Raw genomic sequence first — 21,168 nt, 5'->3', positions numbered from 1 at the left:
CCATGGTCTGTAGGTCCATGGCCCGACCATCGCCCCAACGGCCATGGTCAGTCAGCTACTTAGCTGAATAGGTCGAGGATCATGACCGAGCCCTGGGGTTTCGTAGAGGCCTTCCTTACGCGGCCAGGTCTTCCCGATGGTTGCTGGCTCGTAGCCCGCCGGCCGCGCTGTGCCTGCGGCGGGTGTTGTAGAAGTCGGTGATGACCTTGCGCGAAGCCGTGAGCGATGTGATCCTCGGCTGGCATCGGAAGGGCCACCGGGACCTGACCACGCTCGGCACCGGGTTTTCGGACTACCGATGCCGCCGAACGACGGGGCCACCAAACGTGAGCGCCTCGACGGCTCTGGCAGCCCTGACAGACGATGATCTCCTGCCGCTCGCGCTGGCTGGACCTGGAGGTGCGGATCGTGCTGGAGGACCTGTCCGACCGGAAGTGGGCGGCGCCTAGCCGGGCCCGTCACCACTGGAAGGTCCTGTTCGCCCACTGGCGCGACCGTCGGACGGTCTGGGCGGCCTGACCCCCGACCGAGCTGCCGAGGGGCGTACGGCGAGGCCCGCGCGCCCTTTCTCGTTGACTACTAAAATGGGTAGGCGTAGCATATTGATATATTCTACTCTTTGGTGGTTTTGTTGTGAGGATCAGCATCGGTGGCGAGCGCCTTGAGGTGCCCGATGACCTGGCTCACGCGCTGCTCGCCGCACTGCGCGGTGAGCAGCTGGTTGAGCCGCCGCAGGCGTGCGACTTCGACGAGCTGACCGGCCTGGTCGCCCGGATCAGCCGGGTCACCCAGTACCTGAACGTGGTCAAGGAACTGGCGATGTCCCGAGCCGACGCCACCGGTGGCTACTCCAACCGCCGTGCCCTGGGCCTCGCGGCAGCCGTGGCGCCCTCCCAGCTGGCCCGGGTCCTCGAGGGCCACGGCTTGCCCCGCGACCGCCGAACCGGCGGCGTCGACCTGGTCGTCGCCTTCCGCGCCGACGGTGATGAGGCGCTCCACCCCGACCCCGAGCTGGACGTGACCGGCCTGCCGGAGTTCACCCTGCCGCCCGCCCCGGAGGCCGAGTCGGGAACCGGGTTCGCGGGCCGGGAGCTGACCTTCTACTACCGTCCGCAGGTGCCGATCGCTCGGGCCGACCTCGGCCGCTCCGCCGGCTACACCCTGCGCCACCCGGAGCTGCGCCTGACTGCCTGCGTCTCCGGGCGGGTCTTCGACGCGCTGCTCGGCGACCCCCGCCTCGACCCGACCCGCTCCAACGGACGCTGAGGAGAACCCGCTGATGTCCGACGAGCTCTTCGACTCGGTCGACGCCCTGCTCTCGGGTGTGCGCACCGGCCTGCCCGGCCCGGCAGAGCGCCAGCGGCTGCGCCTGGCCGCCGGTCTGAGTGTCACTCAGGTCGCGGTCGCGCTGCGGGTGAACTCCAGCCTGGTGAAGGGCTGGGAGGACGGCACCGCCGTTCCCGGACCGGACCTCGCCCCGGCCTACGTCCGTCTCCTGGACGGCCTCGCCGCCCGCTTCCCCGCCACCCCGGCCCCGCCCGTTGCCACTTCGGCGCCGATGATGGCCACGTCCGGAGAGGCCGACGGAGCGCCGCAACTGGGGATGCTGGACCAGAACCAGGACGGCTCGTTGGTGATGGGCCCGGCCGCGCCATGTGTGCAGTGCGGCCAGCCTTCCGTCTATCGAGCGCAGGGGCGCCCGATGCACCTCGGCGGCTTCTGCCGCCCCGCCACCCATGTCGCCCCGGCTTCCACCGCACCCCGGCAGCAGTCCGCCCCGGCCATCCCGGCCGCGCCCGCTGCTGCGCCGGTGCCGGTTGCGGCCGAGCCGGTCCGGCCCGCGCCCGTACCGGCTCCGGTGGCCATCACCGCCCCGGCCGCTCGGCGCCCGGCCGCGTCCCGCACCCCGGCCCGCCCGGCAGCTGCGCGTCCGGCTCGTCCGGCAGCTCCCGCTGCTCCGGTCGCCCCGGCGGCGGCCGCGAAGTGGTGGCCGATGGTCGCCCTCGATGTCGCCGAGGACGGCACCTGGGTGCTGGACGTCCCGCAGATCCCGGCACCGGCCGGGACCAAGCTGGGCGACTGGTTCGCGTGGCTGGGCACCGGGCTGCCGCTGCGCATCGAGCGGGCCCACCCGTCCGGCCGGGGCGGTGACGGCACGGTGTGCCTGACGGCGGGTGCGCTCAAGCTCCTCGGTCTGCCCGCCGCGCTGCCGGCGACGGAGAAGGCGCTGGCGGCGCTGCAGGCGAAGCTGGCGAAGGCGGCGGCCACGGTCGGCATGGAGGTGTCCGCACAGATCGGGCCGAGCTTCCGGGCCTTCCGCCGGGCCGGTTCGGCCGGCGGCCAGAAGACGTCGATCGGCGTCCTGGTCGCCCCGTGGCTCGGCCAGGGCGACGCCCGCCAGCAGGCCACCAACACCCTCGCGGCCGCCCTGGCCACCGGCCCCGACGGCGCGGTGGACGGGGCGACGTTCGCCCGGCGCTTCCGGGCGTTCACCGCGGACCTCGGGGTCGCGCCCGGCGCGACGACGGCTTCCACCGGGATGCTGCTGCTGGACGCGGTGCGCCCGCGTGAGGAGTGGGTGAAGGACCCGGCGACGGGGGAGTGGTCCGCGCACCTGCGCGAGGGGGCGCTCCCGAAGGGCGACGTGGCGGTGCCGCCGGTCGCCGGAGCCCGCCACCCGGCCACCCGCAAGCTGCTCGCCGCCGGCGAGGCGGTGTGCGAGGAGGAGGACTACAAGTGGTGGGCCCGCGAGCTCACTCCGGAGGAGTCCGTCCGGCCGTGGGTGGTCGCGGTCGACGTCTGCGCCTCCTACCTGTCCGTCACCGACTCCCTGCGCCTGCCCGCCGGGCCGCTCAAGCTGGTGCAGGGCCCGGCGTGGAACGGGGGCAAGGACGCGGGCTTCTGGTGGGCTGACTTCACCACCACGCCGGTGGACGAGCTGCTGCCGCACCCGGCCACCTTCCACGGCCGGCCGCCCACCGGGCCCAGCTGGTACGCCACCCCGACGGTGGCGTACATGGCCGGCACCTACGGCTTCGACCCGGCCACCATCACCCAGGCCTACATCTCCACCCACACCGTCCCGCTGCTGAAGGAGTGGACCGGCCGGATCCGGGGCGGCTACAAGCGGACCTACGCCGACCTCGGCCTGGTCGACGGCCAGGCGCCGGAGGAGTTCCTGGCCGCCTACGCCGCGCACAAGGAGACCGGTGACGACCCGGGCCGCGCGGACGCCCTCGTCCTCGCCGGCGCCTACAAGAACGTCTACAAGGGCGGCATCGGAAAGTGGTCGGACTCCGCCCGGCACCTCACCGACGAGGAGTGGTCGGAGCAGGTCGCCTCGAAGTGGTCGTACCGGTCCGAGATCCGTTTCACCATCATCGCGGCCGCCCGGATCGCCGCCCACCGCCGCCTGCGCAAGACCTTCCTGCTGACCGGCCGGGCCCCGCTCGCCGTCAACGTCGACTCCTACCTCTACGCCACCGACGAGGCGTCCCCGCTGGAGCTGCTGCCGGTGAGGGACGACGGCACCCCTGTGCCGGGCGCGCTGCGCCTGGGAATCGCGCCGGGCAGCCACAAGCACGAGTCGTCGATCCCGCTGCCCGCGGTGATCGAGGCGCTGGGACGCCGTGAGCACCCGTCCAAGCTGGTCCACCACTACGCCACCGACGGCACCTACATCGGCCCCGGCCAGGCCGACGCCGAGCAGACCGCAGCTGAGCCGGCCGGCACCGACGAGCAGGAAGGCGGCCACTGATGGCGAAGGGCATCTTCGGGCGGGTCAGGGAGGCACTTTTCCCCTCGCGCAAGGCCCCGGTGCAGTCCACCACCCAGGCCGGGCAGGTCCGCGACCGGAAGTACGGCGGCAGCACCAAGGACATGGCCGCCGCCTACGGCGTCTCGCCCCGCACCGTCCAGCGGTGGATCGACGGCTCCCGCCACCCCGTCAAGTGGCAGGAGAAGCTGCGCCTGGACGCGATCGAGGTGCAGACCACCGAGCGCGGCCGCGAGCGCAAGGCCAAGCAGCTGGCGCAGCGCGGCAGGATCTCCGGCGTGCGCGCCCGGGTCGGGCGGACGATGACGTTCGAGATCCGCGGCTCCGACGCGGTTCGGCAGCGCGACGTCCACCTTGAGCTGACCGGCGACCAGGCCGCCGCCCTCGCCCGCGCCCAGGACGAGGGGGAGGTCCGCGAGGTGATCGGCGGGGCGCTGGCCGACTACTTCAACGGTGGAGAATACGGCGGCTTCGAGCCCGATGACTTCACGTTCGACCCCGACGACTTCGACCTGAGCTGATCCGCCACCCGAGTCCCCGGGGCGGCCCGCACCAGGGCCGCCCCGCACCCTGTCTGACGAAGGAGAGGCCCTGATGCGAGACCCCGGACGTCGCTCATCGGAGGCTCCCAGGAGTGAGGCGCCGGCCCCCGGAGATGGCTCACCGCGTTCCGCCGATCCTTGTCGGCGCTGCCCGCTACCGTGAACGTGCGGTCTGTGACCGTGGGCCCGGCTCGCCAGGCCCGGCGACCGTCCGGCCCGTGACCGGACGCGGCCGAAGGTGCCCCGCGCCGAGCCGCCAGTTCCATAGCTTCTTGGCCGACGCCTTCCTGCGCGGCGGGTCACGGGATCGCCGCAGCCCTGGGAGGGGCCTGCCATGTCGAAGGACCACGCCCGCAAGAGCGCACTCGCCGCGATCAAGACCGCCTACAAGCTGACGCACACCGACGCGATCGCGCTGCTCGACCACCCCGACAAGGCCGAGCACATCCTCCTGTGCGACATCTTCGAGGGCTACGAGGACATCACCACCTACAGAGCCGCCGTCGACCTCCTCGCACAGCAGCGCAACGCTGCCGACAGCGCGGACACCGACGAGCACGACGACGACCTGGCGGACTTCGACTTCGGCTGCGAGGGGTGCGGGTACGTGATCGAGGGCTTCCACTGCTGCGACTGCGGCGCCGACCACGAGTACGCCTGTGCCTGCTGACCCGGTGGAGACCACGGAAGCGGCAGTCGACCTGGCACAGCGCGGCCTGGCCGTGTTGGCCCTGCCGCCCGGCGGCCGCCGCCCCGAACCTGGTGGCTGGAGCGCGCGGTGCTCGACCCACCGGGAGCAGGTCCGCCGCTGGTGGCGCGAGGGCGACAACATCGGCGTCAGCTGTCGGGCCAGCTCCCTGCTCGGCCTGGACCTGGACCTGGACGTCGAGGGCGCCACCCGCGACGTCCTCGCCGCCCTGGCCGCCGACTCTCGTCGGCCGAGAAGGCCGGCCTTCCGGCAGCCGGGCGGAACGAGGAGGGCCGGTGGGCCCGGGGCCGTCGGCGGCCAATGCAGTTGCTGAAGAGCTGCGGGGATTGGTGCCTCGTCTGTGACGGAGTGTGGGCGGCGGGCCAGCGGGTCGATCTCCTTGAGCGCCTCCCATCCCTCCCGGGCCCGGCCGCCTGCCACCGCCGCCGCCCCCACCGGGAGACCAGGTGCCAGAGGATCGGCCGACGCGGTCCGAACTTGGGCGTGGCCTGATCGTGTGTGCCGCGCGCAGCCGCAGGGTGGCGAGCAGGACCGTCACCCGGAGGTTCTGGATCTCCTTGTCGGAGGTCGGCGGGCCGACGGCCAGGATGACCTGCAGCACGGTGCGGCCCAGGACGCCGATGGCATGGACGTCCCCCTTGCGCGCGTCGCCCGCCCAGTTCGCCAGAGTGAGCTCGAACAAGTTGAGCAGGTGGCGGCCCCCGCCGCCCGCTACCTCCGTCAGTTCCAGCTCGGCCACCGCCCGGCCGTGCCTGTTCGAGCCGAGGGATTCCAGCGTCATCCGCTCCGCGGCGGCCGCGCCGTACCGGGCGACTGGTGGCGTGACCGCGAAGGTCCACCGGGTTGAGCATGCTGGTCACCTGGGTCTGATCCTTGAGATCTCCAGCGCCCGGAACGCCGCTCGGCGGATCGAACGAAGCTCCTGGGCCGGGCGCATGACGCGCTACTTCGACCCGACGTCCGTTCTGGCGGCCGACCGGAGCCTGTTCCAGGGGTGCTGGTCGGATCGGCACTGGCTCAACGTGCCCGGGCCGTTCTACGGCGATGGGACCGACAAACTGCCTGACGGCCCGGATTGCCGCCCCGGGACACGTGCACTACGACGGCGAACGGTTCGGCGAGTTCGTCTGTCGCCAACCCCGGAACGCCGCCGAGACCCTGCCCGTGATCGAAGGGGTCGGCGACGATCCATGGGGCGGCTACGGATGCGACGGTGACCAGCATTGGACGGCGGAGACCGTCCGCGAGTGGTGGCGGAACCGGACCCGGGTGCTGGAGAACTTGGCCGCCGGGCGGAGCGACTGGGAAAGCACCGACGCGTCCTACAACCAAGGCACGGCCGCCGCAGTCCGTGACTTCGAGGCCTGCATAGCGGACAGGCTGGAGCAGGACCAGGGAGATGAGCCAGCTCGGGTACGGGGGGGTTGCGGCGGCGGATCGCGGCCAGGCGCCGGCGGGCGTGCTCCAGGTGTCGAACCGGTCGTCGGCGACCTGCGCCACGAAGGTGTAGGTCGCGGAGAGGCGGGTGTAGTCGGGGGCGCGCCGCCATACCGTGCGGTCCAGGATCATCGCGCCTTCGTCCTGGGCGGGGCGGTGACTGATGGAGATCATGGTGCACACGCAGACGACGATGCCGGGCGGTGCTGCGGGCGGTCAGGGAGGCGGACATGGTCACAGGGCGTTGAGGACGTCGTCGACCAGACGGGTGCCGCCGCTGGCGATCAGGGTGACGGCGATGGCGGTGAGCAGGATGCCGGCGACTCGGTCCAGGATCGCCGCGGTGCTCGCCGAGACGCGGCGTACCAGGTGCCCGGACAGGTAGAGGGTGATGCCGGTGACGGCGGCGTAGGCGAAGCCCGCCACGGTCATGGCGGTGCCGGCCTTCCACCCCGCGACGTCGGCGCGGTAGGCGACGAAGAAGCCGAAGGTGGTGCCGCCGAAGGTGAGCGGGAAGGTCAGCGGGGTGAAGACGATGGAGCGCCACGGCGCGTTCGGGCCTCTGGCCGCCTTGGTGCCGTTGGGGACTGGGGGCGAGGATCCGGAGCCGGTCATCATCGGCACCGCTGCCAGGATCAGCGCGATACCACCCGTCACGGAGAGCGCGGCGGTGCTGATGCCGAGCAGTTCCAGCAGCGGCTCCCCCACCCACAGAGCGAGGAGCATGAGGATGGTGACGTTGCAGAACAAGCCGAAGGAGAGCTTGAGCTGCTCCTTGGGGGTGTAGCCCTCCATGTAGGGCAGGTAGGAGGACAGGGCGGCGATCGGGCTGTACAGCGCGAACAGCGCCAGGAACAGAAGCAGGGCGTGGCCCCAGTGGAACTCCGACACGGGTACCTCCTCGGTGTGAAGGTGCGCGGGTCAGTAGTCGACGGGGTCGCGGACGACAGGGCACGTCATGCAGTGCCCGCCGCCGCGCCCGCGCCCGAGCTCGGCGCCGACGATGGTGATGACCTCGACGCCGGCCTTGCGCAGCAGGGTGTTGGTGGTGGTGTTGCGGTCGTAGGTGAAGACGACGCCGGGCTCGACGGCGACGGCGTTGTTGCCGCTGTCCCACTGCTGGCGCTCCGAGGTGTAGACGTCGCCGCCGGTCTCGATCACCCGCAGTCCCCTGCCCAGGCCCAGCGCCTTGGCCACGACCTCGGTGAACGCGGCGCTGCCTTCGTCGATGACCTGTACGCCCGGCGCCCGGTCGGAGGGGCGTAGGGAGAAGGTGTGCACCGCGTTCATGATCGCCGGGTGCTGGGTGACGATGTCGCGGTCGGCGAAGGTGAACACCGTGTCGAGGTGCATCGCGGCTCTCAGCTTGGGCATCCCTGCGACCACAACGTGCTCGGCCGCGCCCTGGGCGAAGAGGGCGGCGGCGACCTGCGTGATCGCTTGTCGGGAGGTTCTCTCGCTCATGCCCATCAGCACGACGCCGTTTCCGACGGGCATGATGTCGCCGCCCTCGAAGGTGGCCTGTCCCCAGGCCCGCTCCGGGTCGCCCCACCACACGGTGGAGTCCTTGTAGTCGGGGTGGAAGGTGTAGATCGCCTTCATGAGAAGCGTCTCGTCGTGCCGGGCCGGCCAGTACAGCGGGTTGAGGGTGAGGCCGCCGTACAACCAGCAGGTGGTGTCGCGGGTGTAGAGCGTGTTCGGCAGCGGCGGCATCAAGTACTCGCGCACCCCCGCCGACTCCCGGGCCAGGCCGACGTACCCGGTACGGAAGTCCTCCGGCACATCGGTGGTCGCCAGACCGCCGATCAGGAACTCGGCCAGCTCCCGCGGCGCGAGTGTCTCCAGATACGCGCGGGTGCCGTCGACAAGGCCAAGGCCGACCTCGTTCACGGTAATCTTCCGCTCCAGCAGCCAGTCCCGCGCCCCGGGCTCCGCCACCGTCTGCGCGAGCAGGTCGTGCAGCTCCACGACCTCCGCCCCGCGGCCGCGGAGCTTGTTGACGAAGTCGGCGTGGTCACGCTGCGCGTTCTCCACCCACATCACGTCGTCGAACAGCAGGTCGTCGCAGTTCGTCGGGGTCAGCCGGCGGTGCGCCGGACCCGGCGCGCACACCAGTACCTTCCGCAGCCGTCCGACTTCCGAGTGGACACCGATGGGTTCCGTTGTCACATCAGTCATGATCATTCTCAGTTCTCGCAGGAACGACTCACCCTGTGGACCACCAGGTGGGGCGATCCACCGACAGTGCTGTCCAGCAGCGCGAGCGTCGGCTCGTCCGCACCCTGTTGTTCGAGGTCACGCCGCAAGGCACGCCAGGTGACTTTCAACCGGTGGTCTGCGTCCTGGTCCTCCCTGCTGGTGTCGAGATGGATCGATACCACCAGATCCGACGCGACAGAGAGCGAACGAAGGAGATCGAGGTCCACGACGATCCTCCGCAGCCGGAGGAATGCCCAGATCAGTTATATCTAGTAACGAACTCCCTCATAGTCGACATCCTGCCGCCCCCGCACCTGCCGCATTGTTCCTGCATCAGATCAGGGAAGCGGCTCGCCGGCCCGCAAAGCCGGGGGAGCGGTGGCTGTTCGGCGGGGACATCGCGAGCGACCTCGTCCCGAAGGCGTGCATCCCCCTCGGCGCGCAGACGCTCCCGTCCGACGAGTTCGCCGCGCTCGCCTACCTGCGCGCCCACATCGGCAACGGCAGCACCGGCATGGTGGATGAGTACGCCACGTTCAACGGCGTCGGCTCCGTGGAGCGGGCCCGGGAGCTGTTCGACGCCGTCGTGCACCTGGTCGACGTCCGCGGCTGCCTGTCCTGCCCCACCGCCCACCTGTGCACCTGCGACAAGGGTGTTGGCCAGCTCCGGCCGTAGCGGGTACTGACGGGCCGTCAGGGGCGGCACCTGCGGTGATCTCGCCATCGCGGGGTGATGGCCCGCGTACGCTCATGCGTTCGAGGGTTGATGAGTGGAAGCCGCCCTCACCGCCCTGGCCCCCCGTCTCCAGCTCGCCCAGCCGAGCACGATGGTCCCGGTTCTGCCCGCCTCGCCGGGCTCCTGCCCGCCCGCGATCACCGGCGGCGGCACCGCCCTGATGCTCGCCCTCACCGCCGCCGCCACCGCGGCCGGCACCTGGTGCGCCACCGTCGGCCTCGACCAACTCGGCCTCCTGGCGGCCGCCGACTTCGGCGTCGCCCTCAAGCACCTGCTGGCCGTCGAAGACGCCGGCGACCAGTGGGCAGCCGTCGCCACCGCGCTCGCGGACGGAGTCGGCTTACTGCTGCTACGAAGACGACGGGTTCCTCGAATCCGGCGGTTCAGTGGCGGCGTACCCGATGGTGGGTTGGCCTAGTGATGGCAAGCCCGGGCGTGTTCCGGGCGACCCGGTTGATCATGGGGGTTGAGACTGGTAGGCGCGCATGTTGAAGTGTCGTGTATTCCTGATGCCGGGCGATGGTGCTGTCACCGTGTGTGGTCGCCGGGGGGCGTATCGGCTCCAGGTGCCGCCAGCCTCGGTGACGAGCCTGGTGGCGGTCTTGTCGTGGTAGCCGAGGGCCTTGGCGATGACCGGCGCGGGGGCCGCCTGGAGGACGAGATGCCGGATGGCGGAGTGCGTGCTCGCTGGGCCGGGACACCAGGGTCACGGAGGGGGCCGAGCAAGCTGTTCGGGTTCATCGGCTGGCCTGGGCGGCGGCCGGGGAAGAGCCAGCGGGTGGATAGGTTCACCGCCGGTACGTGGGCCGGGAGTGAGCGAAGGTAGCCGCGAACGAGAGCGGCGACAGGCTCGGGCAGGGGCGAGGGCGGGTCTCCGAGTCGGAGGTGGACCTGCTGGCCGTCGTCCAAGACGTCGCCGGTCGTCAGGCGGACGACGCGGGTGAGGGGTTGAGCGAACAGCAGGACGAGACCGGCGGCGACCCGGACCCTCAGCGGCGCGGTTTCGTTGCCGAGGACGCAACGGAGGGCGGTCAACCGCTGGTGCTGGCCCAGCGGTAGTGGGTTGGCCGTCGCCTGATAGGGGATGGCCAGGCGCGGCATGCGCTGCGTGTCCATGCACCAGCGCAGGAAGGGTTGCGCCGCGTGGCGGGTGGCGTAGTTCTCGGTGTGCCAGGCGTCGAGATCGGCTTGGGTTGCCGTTGCCGGCGTGCTGCCTCGGTGGGTGAGCCAGGTGAGGAAGGCGCCGGCCTGGGTGATCTGCTGGCGGTGTTCGCTGGCGGTGCTGACGCTCAGCGGGCCGGTGTCGGCCTTGACGCGCAGCTTGCGGAGCTGGTGCCAGTGGGCGAAGTACCGCAGGAACTGCTCGTGTTCGGGGTCCGTGATCGCCGCGAGCCGTTCGGCCAGCCAGCGTCGGAAGAGAAGGAGCCGGCGGTCCTGGCGGGGCAGGACGTCGCATTCCATGAGCAGATCGCGCAGGTAGGCGGTGGTCCGCCAGCTCGGCTCCTGCTGGATAGCCTCGTGGGTGAGGGCGATGTTGCCGGTGGCGAGGTCCCTCAGCAGCGCGGGGACTGGCGGGTTGTTCAGCCAGACGAGGCGGCCCTTGGGCCGGTCCATCCCGACGAGCAGGTCGTGCAGCGGGAGCAGGCGCGGGTCGGTGCGGGTGTCGGGGCCGCGATGCACAAGGCGAACCCGGGGCTGTTCTTCGACCTGGCCGACGGCGCATCCAGGTACTGCTACCACTGCGACCGCGAGATGACCGAGCTGTGGGAGGACTGACACCCAGAGCCGGCCAGGGCGGAGACCACTTCGCCGCAGCCCCACCGCCCCCACCGGCCAGGCCGGGCATCCCGGAGAACTGAACCCCCGGGCGGCCGGACTCGCCAGTTCGCCTCCCGGGAGAGGGGCGGCCCGCGTTCCGTGACGACGGGCGGCCGGTCGGAGCCCGAGCCCGTTTCCGCTCCGCCCGCGCGGGACGCCGGGCCCCGCCCCCACCCCGGGCGGCAGCGGCGCGAGGTCCTGGGACACCCTTCCGTCCCAGCTGTGATTCACGTCACTGCCGGCGGCTCGGTGCAGCACCCGGCCCCGTTCCGCCGTCATAGGGGCAGCGATCGGGACGGGACGAGGAGAGGAGGTCGGCGGGTGAGGTTTCGCAGGAGCGGTCCGGGCAACGGATTCACGGAGTTCGTCGCACAGCGGTCGGGAGCGTTGTTCCGCACCGCGTATGCGCTGACCGGTGACGTGCACGTGGCCGAGGATCTGGTGCAGGAGGCGCTGGAGCGGGCGTGCCGACAGTGGCGGAAGGTCGCGGTGGCGGACTCGCCGGAGGCGTACGTGCGCAAAGTGCTGGTCAACCTGGCCAACGACCGCTGGCGGCGGCTGTCGCGCCTGGGCGAGCGCCCCGGGCTGTCGGGGGTGCCCGAGACGGCCGACCCCCGGGACCGGTTCGGGCAGGTGGATCTGCGCGCGGAACTGGTCGAGGCACTGCTCGGGCTGCCGATGGGCATGCGCAGCGTGGTGGTCCTGTACTACCTGCACGATCTGGACGCCCGGCAGGTCGCCGACGTCCTGGACATCTCTTCGAGTGCGGTGAGGTCCCAGCTCGCCCGCGGCCTGGCCAAACTGCGCGATTCCGTATCGGGCGCCCAGGCGCCGCACACCCCGTCGGCCGCTTTCGGAGGTACGAAGTGAGGAACACGTCGTCCGGACCCGCCCCGTTCGAGCCGGGCCTCGAAGACGAGCTGCGTGCCGCGGTGGCCTCCTTCGCCGACGGGCCGACGGCGCCGTTCGTCGACGCGGCCGCGATCGAGCGAGTTGTCAGCCGCAGCCGCACCCGCCGGGCGCTCCTCGGCACCGCTGCGGCGTGCTGCGTGCTGGCGTGCGCCACGGTGGGGTTCTTCGCGCTGAAGCCCGTGCCGCCCGCGCCCGGCGCCTCCCTGTCCCTGTCCCCACCGGCGACCGGGGCGTGCACCCCGCTCGCCACCGGCACCCCCAAGAGCGGAAGCGCCGATGCGACTCCGACACAGGAGCAGACCGCGGGAGCGGGTATCGCGCTGCCGGACCTGGCCGGCATGCCGGTCGAACAGGCCGGAAGCCTGCTGCGCGGACTCGGACTGAGCTGCACGATCATGCGGCACACGGACTGGAACGCTCCCGCCGGGCAGGTGATCAGCAGTGCCCCCCGGGGCGGCGCAGAACCGGTGGCACCGGGCTCGTCCGTCCTCCTGCTGGTCTCGACGGGCAAACCCGGCAGAACCTGAGCGACCGGGCCCTTCGGCCCGTGCACCGGCGGACGGCGCCCCGTCCTGCCGGGCAGGGGAGCCACCCGGAGCGGGGGAACGGCTGCGGGTGGCGGGCTCCGATGCCGTCAGCCGCGCAGCTCGCTCGGCACGTTGCTGCAAATGAGTCGCGAGAAAGCCGAGGAATTCTATGCGGAATATTCCCCTCCAGCCGTGTTTCGGCGAGCTTGTAGAGTTCATGATCTCTGGACCCGTCATGGTCTACGTGACCGGCTTGCCGCTCCACAACGCCGCGACCTTGCTCAACGACGGAGTGAAGCCCGCCTCCTCGAACACCACCAGCAACTGGGTGGGGCGCCAGATGTCGCGCTGGGCCGCGGCCCAGCGAAGGTTCCACTTCACGTCACACCTCTCCACCGAGCCGTCGGTCGCGCGCCGCCACCGCCCACTTGCGCGCGGCCGGAAGCTCGCCTCGCCACGAGGCGAAGAACTCCCGCAGTGCCCTGCGCGAAGGCGGGATCCGCAGCCCGAAGTCCCCGCGGTGCCGGGGCCGGTTGAACGGATCGACGGGCGACTCCACCACCGCCCCGAACCGCCGCGCGATCTCCCCGGCGTACCGCTGCTCCAGGAACGCGAAGTACGAGTCGATCCGGCCGATCTTCGAGCGGATCGTCGATCCGCCCCGACGGCCCTCGCCGGCGAAGTAGCGGTCCAGGTGACGTGGGGTCAGGTGCCAGGGCATCAGGTCGTAGAACGAGCAGAGCTCCACCACGGGCTGCTGCAGCCGCTGCAGGGTAGTGGCCGCCAGCCCGGCGACGTCTCGGGCCCAGGTGTACTCCGCCATGGTGTCCAGGAGGAACGACCGCTCGTCGTCCGCCGAAACCGTTGCCGTGGCCCGGCGCTGAAGCGTCACAACATCGGCCAGGCCCGGCTCGACCAGCAGCGCACCCGGGCCTGCCGGACTGTCGGCCGGCCGAGTCCCGATCAGCTCCAGGCGACTTCGAGAATCCACCACGAACCGGGACATCAGGCGAGTAACTCCAGGAATCTGACAGTAACACCAGGAATCTCACACCAACGAGTGAGCTACCAGCGCAGCGCGCTGACCAGCTGACATGCACTTCCACCGGCGTAGACCGCCTCAGAGGAACCCGTCGGGACTCCAGTTGCCCGTTCGGTGCGGTGGCCCCGGCGGTGGCGGAGAAGCTCGTCACCATCACCCGCAAGACCGACTCCGCCCTTGTCGTGGCCGGGGCCCGGCCGGGGGCGCGGGTCCGGCTGGCGGTCACCGGCCGGGCCTCGGAGGGCGTCGGTCAGGGCCGGGGCCGTCTCAAGGCCCCCAGGTTGACGGTGCGGGCGGGCGGCCGCGGCGGTCATCTTGGGTCGGATTTCGGGTGCAGGCACGTGAGGCACAGTGGGGTGGACCACCACGTACCTCCCTCATATCTCCCCCTGTTCAGGCAGGTGGGGCACGTAAGGGACGTCAGCGGCGGGTGTGCTCGGCGGCCTTGGCGATGTCGGCCGCGAGAGGTCCGGGTTCTCATGGCGCCACCGCATGTACCCGGCCTCTCAGTCGGCCTGGTCCGCTGAAATGCGCGATGAAGGCGCTCGGTCGAAGACCGCTTCGTGTTCGGGCTTGCCGTACTCGTACGGCCCGTACGCCGGTGGCCGCCAGGAGCCGGCGATCCGCGTCGGGGCGGAGCGGTGTCCAGTGACCCCTGCCGCTTCAAGATCGTTGACATGGCATGAAGAACACCAAGCGCGCGCTTGCCGCGCTCGCCCTGACGGGCGCCGCCCTGTCTCTGTCGGGGACCGCTCAGGCCGCCGAGCCCGCTCCAGTGGCCGGTGGCGTCAGGGTCGTGGACGAAGACTTCGACCGAGACCTCGTCGGGGCCGGACGCATCGAACAGGACGAACTCATGGAAGCCCTCGTGTCGGACTTCCTCGACGACGACGACAATGAACTCATCAGGGTCGATAACGAGGACGACTGACGGCCCGGAAGCGCCGGCTGAGGGTGTGCCGAACTTGCTGTGGCTGCACAGCCCCGGACCTCAGTGGGATTCGAAGTGAGCGGCGGAGTTGGCCGAATGGGCTAACTCCGCCGCTCAGTCATAGCGGAGTCGACCGAAACGGCTGCTTGTTCAGGGTGCCTGCCGAACGGCTGGGCACGTGCCAACAGCCGCAGACGAGCCCTGAACTGCGACGAAGAATGCACCCGCGCCGCCCGGTCCCTCGGTCGACGGCCGCAGCCGCCTGGTGACGGCCTCGGCGAGCCGGGCGGCCTGAACCGCAGTGAGCCTGGGGGTGGTGACCTCCTGGCGGCCGTCCGGCAGTCGCACCAGCGCGGTCTCCGGGCGCCGGGCCGGCTTGGTCACCCCCACCAACTGCGCGTCGACCGTGGCGGTGTGCCGCACCTTCACCCAGGTCGACCTGGACGGCGTGGTCACCACGTACTGGCCCGCCAGCGACTTCGCGCAGATTACCTGTGCACAGCCGGTCACTGACCGTATGCCTGAGGACGCCCAGCACGTACAGACAGTCGCACCGGATGCCGGCCCCCGGCTGGAGCCGCGGCCAAGGGCAGGCCTACTCCCGCCGGGCCCTGGCCGGCCTCCTGCGTGGGCAACCGGCCTGCGGACGCGGACCGGAGGTTGCTCTGCTGCGGGGCGGTCGTGTTCGCTTAGCGGCCGCGCAGAGTTGTCCAGTCGTCTTCGAGGATGGAGTACTGGACGATGTCGTGCCACACGCCGTCGACGTGGCCGTAGTGGCGGAGCTGTCCTTCCCGGACCATGCCGGCCTTCTCGATGGCTCGCTGCGCAGCGATGTTGGACGGCATGAATCCCGCCCAGATGCGATGGAGTCCGAGCCGGTCGAAGCCCAGAACGCCCAGCAGGAAACCGATCTCGATGCTGTGGCCGGAGCTCACCCGGTCGGCGCGCAGGGCCAGGCCCACCTCGGCGCTGCGGTAGCCGACGCGGACCATGCCGCCTTCGCCCGACTGGTCCTCGACGATCAGCTTTGCCGAGCCGATCAGCTCGCCCGTGGCGATCTCGCTGACGCCCAGTCGGTAGTGCGTGCGGGGAATCTGTCCGGCGCCGACCCTGGCCTGTTCGACCAACGCGGTAGCCTCGGCGCGCCCGAAGGGCGGCATGCCGAACTCGCGGGTCGTGCGGGGGTCGCCGAAGATGTCCAGCACACCGTCGACATCGCCGGGCAGGAACTCCCGCAGTCGCAGGGCGGTGCCCTCGATGAGCACGGAACGCTGCTTCGGGAGCCGTGGCAGCCGGACCGCGTCCTCCGCCCGAGACCGGTTGGGCGGAGCCCACCGGCGGTCCTGCCTTAGCTCGACATCCAGGTGATCCGTCATGTGGTGACTCCTCGGTGATGATCCGTCAGGCCGAAGGACACGCCCGTGACCCAGAGTGGTTTTCGTGCGCGGATCACGGGGAGAAGGCCGGCCAGTGGCAGGACCCACCCGCAGAGGACACCCCGGCCCCGGGGCTCCCGAACCGCGCGCACCCCGGCCACCTGCGGGTGCACCGCGCGCAGTCGGCGCCGTTCCGCCGAAGTCATGCCCCAGAGCATCGGCGGCGGCCGGTATCCGGCGGGGTAGCGCCACCGCCCGCGGACGGTGCGGGCAGCCATCCAGGCCGGCGGGGTGTCGAAGATCAGCTCTGCGCCCGGGAAGCGTGCGGCGCACCCTGCGATGAGCAGGTGCACCACATCCGAGGGGAGGTACATGAACATCCCTTGGGCGATGATCAGCACCCCGTGGGAGGGGTCGACCTCGTCCATCCACCGCTCGTCGGTGGCCGAGCAGGGCAGCGTGCGGTGGCGCGGCGCATCCGGCAACAGCTGCTGCCGGACTTCCGCGACTTCGGGGAGGTCGACCGCGAGCCACCGCACCCTGCCGTTGTCCACCCGCCAGAACTGCGTCTCCAGTCCCTCCCCGAGCGAGACGACCGTGCCGTCCGGGTGCTCCCGGAGGAAGCGGCGCACCTCCTGGTCGTAACAGCGTGCCCGTACCGCCATCCCCTGCGCCAGGCCCCACCGGCCGGTGCCGAACCGCTGCTCGAAGGGGTAGTCGATCGCGTCGGCCAGCTCGATCGCCTTCGGGTCCAGCAGCGCCGACCCGGGGTTCCTCGCGGCCAGAGCACGGTGGTGCAGCGTCCACAGCGTCGTCTCGCCGACGCCGGCCAGGCTGACCTTCCGCTTCCGTCCGTCCATCCGACGACCATCACAGACCCCTCGGCGGCGGAGCAAGGCGCGTCACTCGTCCGAGCGCACAGATCACTCCTTCAGCTGGCCTCGTACACGGGTGCCTTTTGACGGGGCGGGCCGGACCGGCTCGCGGCTCAGCCGCCAGGCTGAGCGGACCCAGCAGGTAATTGCCAGGGGCGTCGGGGTCGGTGCTGAGGCAGAACTCGACGATGGCGGCCCGGTACTCCTGATAGCTGATGACGCCGTCGCCGTTCAGGTCGAGCCTCGCGAACGCCGGCGCGGAGGTCTGCGCCGGTACGCCGAGCGCCTCGTAGAGGCACACGTACTCCGCGAGGCTCAGCACACCGTCGACGTCGGTGTCGGCGGCCGCCATGACCGCGTCGGCGATCGCCATCACCGCGCTCTCGAAGTGCTCGGGCGCGGTGACCTTGTCCGCCATCGCGGTGGTGAACTCCGCGTGGGAGAGGCGGCCGTCGCCGTCAGTGTCGGCGTGTTGGAGCAGCAACTGCCACCACTGCTCGAACGCCTCGTGGATGGCCGTGACGCTGACGTGGTCCTCGTCCCTGGCCACCTGGGCGAACACATTCGCCGTCGCCTGCATGTCGTCCTGCGTCAGGTGCCCGTCGCGTCCTGGTCGAGCCAGTCGAACAGGGCGCTGAACTTACGGTCCATCACGGCACTGGTCATCGTCGTCTTCATTCCTCGGTCCACAGGCCGCCCGCCCTCTGGGCGCGCGGCATCTCGCGGGAACGCTAGAGGTCCCCTCCGCGATGACAGGCTGTTTCGGCACGGGGTTCACCAGCGCGGGTGAAGCGGAACAACGGCCGGCGGGGGGAATGTGGGAGGGTGACAGGGCCGGGCTGGCCACGGCAGCGGTGGGCTGTGGCCCCGGCAGAGCCCACCCCAACCGACGAGCACCACCGCACAGCCGACCGGTCAACCGGTCAGCGGCAAACCCTGGCCACAAGATCCCCTCTGCCGCGGCCTCCAGCAGGCCGTCGTACCAGGTGAGGGCCTGGGCCGGGAGCGGGTGGCCATTACTGCCTGCCCCTGCGGCCCGGCCCTGGAGAGCAACTCCTCGAAGAGAGCACGCCTCTTCGAAAGAGGCCGCCCGCGGACGCTGCCCTCCCAGGCAGCGACAGGACCTCCCGCGCCATGAAGGAGAGGGCCAGGCCGGCCGCGCGCCGCTTCGTCGGGGAGCGCAGCAGCTGACGGAAGTCGAGTCGGCCGTTCGCCCAGGCGCACACCTCGCCGTCCACCGTCATCCCAACCGGCACGGCGGCCGCCAGGGCCGGGCCGAGCTCCGGGTAGCGATCGGTGAGGCGGTGCCCGCGCCGCGACCACAGCTCCACCCCGCGCGGCTCGCCCCAAGCCGCAGCCCGGGCCCCGTCGACCCTCAAATCGACAGGACGCCAGCGGCCTCCGCGTCCTCGGGGGGTGGCACGGTGGCCTGGCGGGGCTACAGCTCGAACGGCGCGTGCAGCAGCCTCGCAGCAGCCCAAGGTGCCGGGGTGCCAGACTGCGGCCGGGGAGGGGTCTGTCAGGGGGCGCGGCGGCGCGGGCGCGGGGTCGATGTGAGGGCCGACCCAGCCCACGAAGGGGTCCGCGGCCCGTTCGTCCGGATCGCGATCCAGGTGGGCTGGTCAGTGTGCATGGTGTGCCCCCGTGCCGGCCGAACCCGCCCGGCACGGTCAGGCCCTCATCTCGCCAACCTGCGGAGGGCACCGCCTTGGGGCCACTCACCCGTGCCCCGTCCGTCCGCAGCGGGGAGCGGGTCGGCCGTAAGCGACCGCCCCAGCGGCGACCGCATCTTGGCCACGCTTCCGGCGACACCTTCGCGGTCCTCGCCAGTCCGGCGGCCGGCCACCCCGGTCTGGTCACCGTGGTCCGGCGGGCGTCCGCGACCTCGAACGCCCAGATCCTGGAGTACCGCTCGGGGGCTGCCAGTTCGACCACTCGGCGATGCTCATCGCTGATCGACCCACCGGGGCCCCACCTGAACGAGCAGCTCACAGGCCCCGCCCACCGCGTGCAGGCCTCCTGCGCAGCACATCGGAAATCCTCTTCACTGCCCTCGGCGATGAGACGGACGGCCCGAGCAGGGCGCACTGTAGCCGTCCACAACGCCCCGTAACTCGCTGCAGCATCTGAACTCATGCCCGACACGCTGTCACGATGCATGACGTTCCGGCAGCTCTCCCCAGGCGCCGGAACGGCTGCGCGGACATCCCGTCCGCTGTCAGGCCAGACCCGTCAGCGGTCTCCCGATGGCTGACGGGTGACCCGATTCTCCGGACAAACCTGTCGGTGGACGGGCAAGCTGTTCGCCGACGGAGGAGTTGAGGTGATCAGGGTGATCGAGACGATCGTCGCTGTGGTGGGGGCGGTCAGCACCCTGGCGGGTGTCGGAATCGGTGTCGCGGGCTACCGCAGCCAGGTCGCGCTGCTGCGCCTGCAGGCGGCACAGCTCCAACGGCAGACCGAGGACGCCGAACGGGCCCAGCGCCTCGCGGAGGCGGCCGAGCGGCGGGCCCAGGCGGCGGAGCGCCGCGCCGTCGAAGCGGGCCAGCAGCGGGTGGCGCAGGAGGGGAACACCGGTCGGGCCCGCGAGCGTCGGCTCCTCCTCGCCCACGCCCGGCACTTCACCGTCGAGGCGGAGCGCAACGTGGTGCGGGCCGGCTACCGGGGCCGGTTCCCCGTGACGGACGTCCGGGTGTACTGGCGGGAGACCGACATCACCCCGGGTGGCCTGGACCTGTCAGTACCACCGGACCTCGCTTCGTACGACCCCCGGGCCGGGACCTTGGTGGCTCCGGTGCCGGGGCTGCCGGACGGGACCAGGCCCGCTTTCGCCGACATCCACGTGGACTTCACCGACGTGCACGACCGGCGCTGGCGTCGGCGCGGGAACGGCGCGCTGCTCCTGCGCGGCGGCAACGGCGAGTGGGACCCGGCGCCCACCACCTGGCTGGACGACGATCCGGCTCAGCCCTGGGACGGACACCAGTCACAGGGCTGGCCGCAGCCGCAGCTGCCACCGCTGCCGTGGCCGGCGGCGGTGCCCGCGTTGCCGGAGCCGGGCACAGCCCCGATCACCGGGCTGCCCGACAGCCGGCCGCGCCCGACGTACGGCGACATCCTTCTCCCGTCCGACCGCCTGCTGCGCGCGCAGCCGAAGACGAAGGCGTGCAGGGCGGCGGAGCGCCAGGGCCAGTGGTACACGGCCCGACCCGTCGTTCCGGAGCAGCCACGGGCCCGCGTGCTGTCCGTCCTCGCCGTCCTGGGGATCGGACTCGGTGTCATCTGCCTGCTGTTCCTGGCGTTCTAGGTCAGTTCGGCCTGACCGGTTGACCAGCGGCGCTGGTGTGCCGGTGGTTCGTCAGCCGATGACGGCCCAGGACTGGGGGTGGTCTAGGACCCGCTGGCCGCCTCGGCGGCGTGGCCGTTGCCCTGGTGTTCGGGCCTGATGGTGAAGCCGAGCATCGCTTCGACGTGGTGGTCGTCGAGGTTGACCCGGTGTCGCCGATGTGACCGCCGTCGGCCTTGGGCTCGATGACGTACTGCAACCAGCCGGTCTCGCCGACGGCGGCTGCGGCGAAGTCACTGACCCTGGCGGAGGCCTGGTTGAGGGTCACAGCGGCGACCCAGGCCTGCTAGCGGGCGATCGCCGGGTCTGAGTGGACGTTAAGTCCGTTTCTGGTAGTGGCCTTGTTGGGGTTGGGTGAGGAAGCCTTGGCGGGTAAGGCGTCCGAGGCGGCTTCGGGTGATGTTGACGGACGTCTCGTGGGTGGGCATTCCGAGGAGTTCGTGCAGCTCGCGTGCCCGGAATGCCTGGTCGGGGTGCTGGTTGAAGGCGTTCACGATGGCCTGGTAGGTGGTGGTCGTCTCGGGTGGTTCGGCTTCGGTTCCTGCCGGCGTGACCTCCGCGATGATCTTTCGGGTGGTGGTCAGGTCCGTGAGGCGCGCTTCGGTCTCGGTCAGGTCGGCGGCGAGCTCCTCGATTCGGGCGCGTAGTTCTGCGGCCCGGGCGGCGGTCTCGTCCTGCCGGCTCTGGAGGTCTGCGAGGAGTTCGGTGACGTTCACGCGGCCAGTTGGAGGGTGTCGCGCCAGGCCGGGGTTGGTGTGGTGAGGCGGCGGGTCATGTTCGCGGTGGAGGCCCAGTAGACGCGTGAGGCGGAGGTGTCGGGCCTGTGGTCGTACTCGCGAGCCAGGCGTCGATGCAGCATCAGAGTGCCGTTCGTCTGCTCCACCACCCACCGTTTCGGCTGCGGGACGAAGCCCTTGCCCTGGTCGGCCGGGTTGCGGCGGAC

General features: G+C 71.1%; 24 protein-coding genes and 2 pseudogenes. 13 read left to right on the top strand and 13 right to left on the bottom strand.

Annotation, left to right across the window (positions count from 1 at the left end; genetic code table 11):
• Window positions 1-363: 363 nt before the first annotated feature.
• From ACIRPK_RS35480 to ACIRPK_RS35455, 6 genes are all read left to right on the top strand, one after another.
• A complete protein-coding gene (locus tag ACIRPK_RS35480) occupies window positions 364-519 on the top strand; it encodes a hypothetical protein (protein ID WP_403046703.1) in 156 nt (51 codons plus the stop codon).
• A 114-nt stretch (window positions 520-633) separates the two neighbouring features.
• On the top strand, window positions 634-1,266 hold the full coding sequence (locus ACIRPK_RS35475) for a hypothetical protein (RefSeq protein ID WP_403046701.1): 633 nt from the start codon (window positions 634-636) through the stop codon (window positions 1,264-1,266).
• A gap of 13 nt (window positions 1,267-1,279) precedes the next feature.
• Window positions 1,280-3,757 (top strand): multiprotein-bridging factor 1 family protein, encoded by a 2,478-nt coding sequence (locus ACIRPK_RS35470; protein ID WP_403046700.1) that lies wholly within the window; start codon window positions 1,280-1,282, stop codon window positions 3,755-3,757.
• Window positions 3,757-4,296, top strand: coding sequence for a hypothetical protein (locus tag ACIRPK_RS35465; protein ID WP_403046698.1), 540 nt, complete (start codon window positions 3,757-3,759; stop codon window positions 4,294-4,296). The genes ACIRPK_RS35470 and ACIRPK_RS35465 overlap by 1 nt, the downstream gene beginning before the upstream one ends.
• A 355-nt stretch (window positions 4,297-4,651) precedes the next feature.
• Window positions 4,652-4,987: a hypothetical protein gene (locus tag ACIRPK_RS35460; protein ID WP_403046695.1), complete on the top strand. Its 336-nt coding sequence runs from the start codon at window positions 4,652-4,654 to the stop codon at window positions 4,985-4,987.
• 4 nt (window positions 4,988-4,991) lie between these two features.
• Entirely contained in the window at window positions 4,992-5,339 is a 348-nt protein-coding gene (locus ACIRPK_RS35455; protein WP_403046692.1) for a bifunctional DNA primase/polymerase, read from the top strand.
• A gap of 1,358 nt (window positions 5,340-6,697) precedes the next feature.
• On the opposite strand, the gene ACIRPK_RS35450 is transcribed toward ACIRPK_RS35455, so the two are convergent.
• The 3 genes from ACIRPK_RS35450 to ACIRPK_RS35440 are packed head-to-tail and all read right to left on the bottom strand — an operon-like array spanning window position 6,698 to window position 8,889.
• A complete protein-coding gene (locus ACIRPK_RS35450; protein WP_403046689.1) occupies window positions 6,698-7,354 on the bottom strand; it encodes a MarC family protein in 657 nt (218 codons plus the stop codon).
• A 30-nt stretch (window positions 7,355-7,384) separates the two neighbouring features.
• Complete coding sequence (locus ACIRPK_RS35445) at window positions 7,385-8,632, bottom strand: arginine deiminase (RefSeq protein WP_403046687.1); 1,248 nt, start codon at window positions 8,630-8,632, stop codon at window positions 7,385-7,387.
• Window positions 8,633-8,649: 17 nt separating this feature from the next.
• Window positions 8,650-8,889, bottom strand: coding sequence for a hypothetical protein (locus tag ACIRPK_RS35440; protein WP_403046685.1), 240 nt, complete (start codon window positions 8,887-8,889; stop codon window positions 8,650-8,652).
• Between the two features lie 95 nt (window positions 8,890-8,984).
• On the opposite strand from ACIRPK_RS35440, the gene ACIRPK_RS35435 reads away from it, so the two are divergent.
• Entirely contained in the window at window positions 8,985-9,338 is a 354-nt protein-coding gene (locus ACIRPK_RS35435) for a hypothetical protein (RefSeq protein ID WP_403046682.1), read from the top strand.
• A gap of 94 nt (window positions 9,339-9,432) precedes the next feature.
• Entirely contained in the window at window positions 9,433-9,816 is a 384-nt protein-coding gene (locus ACIRPK_RS35430) for a hypothetical protein (protein ID WP_403046680.1), read from the top strand.
• A gap of 110 nt (window positions 9,817-9,926) precedes the next feature.
• Here the strand turns inward: ACIRPK_RS35430 and ACIRPK_RS35425 are convergent, their stop codons facing one another.
• On the bottom strand, window positions 9,927-11,012 hold the full coding sequence (locus ACIRPK_RS35425; RefSeq protein ID WP_403046678.1) for a hypothetical protein: 1,086 nt from the start codon (window positions 11,010-11,012) through the stop codon (window positions 9,927-9,929).
• Between the two features lie 15 nt (window positions 11,013-11,027).
• On the opposite strand from ACIRPK_RS35425, the gene ACIRPK_RS35420 reads away from it, so the two are divergent.
• The 3 genes from ACIRPK_RS35420 (at window position 11,028) to ACIRPK_RS35410 (ending at window position 12,655) form a co-directional block, all read left to right on the top strand.
• Window positions 11,028-11,174 (top strand): hypothetical protein, encoded by a 147-nt coding sequence (locus ACIRPK_RS35420; protein WP_403046675.1) that lies wholly within the window; start codon window positions 11,028-11,030, stop codon window positions 11,172-11,174.
• A 363-nt stretch (window positions 11,175-11,537) separates the two neighbouring features.
• On the top strand, window positions 11,538-12,086 hold the full coding sequence (locus tag ACIRPK_RS35415; protein ID WP_403046672.1) for a SigE family RNA polymerase sigma factor: 549 nt from the start codon (window positions 11,538-11,540) through the stop codon (window positions 12,084-12,086).
• Window positions 12,083-12,655 (top strand): PASTA domain-containing protein, encoded by a 573-nt coding sequence (locus ACIRPK_RS35410; RefSeq protein WP_403046670.1) that lies wholly within the window; start codon window positions 12,083-12,085, stop codon window positions 12,653-12,655. Before ACIRPK_RS35415 ends, ACIRPK_RS35410 begins: the two co-directional genes overlap by 4 nt.
• A 243-nt stretch (window positions 12,656-12,898) precedes the next feature.
• On the opposite strand, the pseudogene ACIRPK_RS35405 reads toward ACIRPK_RS35410, so the two are convergent.
• Together ACIRPK_RS35405 and ACIRPK_RS35400 are read right to left on the bottom strand one after the other, a co-directional pair.
• Window positions 12,899-13,036 (bottom strand): annotated as a pseudogene (locus ACIRPK_RS35405) (XRE family transcriptional regulator); the annotation flags it as partial.
• 1 nt (window position 13,037) lies between these two features.
• Window positions 13,038-13,661 carry a hypothetical protein gene (locus ACIRPK_RS35400; RefSeq protein WP_403046667.1) on the bottom strand — a complete coding sequence of 208 codons (624 nt, stop codon included), beginning with the start codon at window positions 13,659-13,661 and terminating at the stop codon, window positions 13,038-13,040.
• Between the two features lie 718 nt (window positions 13,662-14,379).
• On the opposite strand from ACIRPK_RS35400, the gene ACIRPK_RS35395 reads away from it, so the two are divergent.
• Entirely contained in the window at window positions 14,380-14,628 is a 249-nt protein-coding gene (locus ACIRPK_RS35395; RefSeq protein WP_403046665.1) for a hypothetical protein, read from the top strand.
• Between the two features lie 150 nt (window positions 14,629-14,778).
• Here the strand turns inward: ACIRPK_RS35395 and ACIRPK_RS35390 are convergent, their stop codons facing one another.
• From ACIRPK_RS35390 to ACIRPK_RS35370, 5 genes are all read right to left on the bottom strand, one after another.
• Window positions 14,779-15,138, bottom strand: coding sequence for a hypothetical protein (locus ACIRPK_RS35390; protein WP_403046662.1), 360 nt, complete (start codon window positions 15,136-15,138; stop codon window positions 14,779-14,781).
• 179 nt (window positions 15,139-15,317) lie between these two features.
• Entirely contained in the window at window positions 15,318-16,004 is a 687-nt protein-coding gene (locus tag ACIRPK_RS35385; RefSeq protein WP_403046659.1) for a GNAT family N-acetyltransferase, read from the bottom strand.
• Window positions 16,001-16,864: a class I SAM-dependent methyltransferase gene (locus ACIRPK_RS35380; protein ID WP_403046657.1), complete on the bottom strand. Its 864-nt coding sequence runs from the start codon at window positions 16,862-16,864 to the stop codon at window positions 16,001-16,003. The genes ACIRPK_RS35385 and ACIRPK_RS35380 overlap by 4 nt, the downstream gene beginning before the upstream one ends.
• Before the next feature lie 10 nt (window positions 16,865-16,874).
• The gene (locus ACIRPK_RS35375) at window positions 16,875-17,459 is read right to left on the bottom strand and encodes an EF-hand domain-containing protein (protein ID WP_403046654.1); all 585 of its coding nucleotides are present in this window, start codon (window positions 17,457-17,459) and stop codon (window positions 16,875-16,877) included.
• Between the two features lie 436 nt (window positions 17,460-17,895).
• A complete protein-coding gene (locus tag ACIRPK_RS35370) occupies window positions 17,896-18,453 on the bottom strand; it encodes a hypothetical protein (RefSeq protein WP_403046652.1) in 558 nt (185 codons plus the stop codon).
• Window positions 18,454-19,202: 749 nt separating this feature from the next.
• Between ACIRPK_RS35370 and ACIRPK_RS35365 the strand changes: the two genes are divergently transcribed.
• Window positions 19,203-20,186, top strand: coding sequence for a hypothetical protein (locus tag ACIRPK_RS35365; protein ID WP_403046651.1), 984 nt, complete (start codon window positions 19,203-19,205; stop codon window positions 20,184-20,186).
• Between the two features lie 356 nt (window positions 20,187-20,542).
• Here ACIRPK_RS35365 and ACIRPK_RS35360 read toward each other — a convergent pair whose 3' ends face one another.
• The gene (locus ACIRPK_RS35360) at window positions 20,543-20,941 is read right to left on the bottom strand and encodes a hypothetical protein (protein WP_403046648.1); all 399 of its coding nucleotides are present in this window, start codon (window positions 20,939-20,941) and stop codon (window positions 20,543-20,545) included.
• Window positions 20,938-21,168: pseudogene (locus ACIRPK_RS35355) on the bottom strand (IS5/IS1182 family transposase); the annotation flags it as partial. The gene ACIRPK_RS35360 and the pseudogene ACIRPK_RS35355, both read right to left, overlap by 4 nt.

Source organism: Kitasatospora sp. NPDC101801 (assembly GCF_044766665.1).
GTDB lineage: Bacteria > Actinomycetota > Actinomycetes > Streptomycetales > Streptomycetaceae > Kitasatospora.
Note: the sequence above shows the minus strand (reverse complement) of the source record. Positions and strands in the feature narration are given on the sequence as shown.